This is a genomic window from Pseudomonas sp. F007, assembly GCF_057814275.1.
The window spans coordinates 1-282 of the sequence record NZ_JBVATA010000051.1; the positions used below are offsets into that span (position 1 = coordinate 1).

The window sequence follows — 282 nt, forward strand, 5'->3', positions numbered from 1 at the left end:
GCTACGACCTCGCGGTCGAGTCGCCGGAATACGGCAAGGAACTCGTGACCCACCACGTCGGTGGTTACCTGAAGATCGCCCCGGAACACACCGAGTAAGGTCCGCTCAACCAGATGATGAAACCGGGGATCGGCACCTACGACCGGTTCAAGCGGATGTTCGAGTAGTACACCAAGGAAGCGGGCAAGGAGCAGTACCTGATTCCGTACTTCATCGCCGCTCACCCGGGCACCACCGATGAAGACATGTTGAACCTGGCGCTGTGGCTCAAGGGCAACGGCT

Annotated in this window: 1 pseudogene; it reads left to right on the plus strand. The window is 59.6% G+C overall.

What is annotated here, in order from left to right:
• Window positions 1–282, plus strand: a pseudogene (locus ACZYR5_RS29685) (YgiQ family radical SAM protein); the annotation flags it as partial.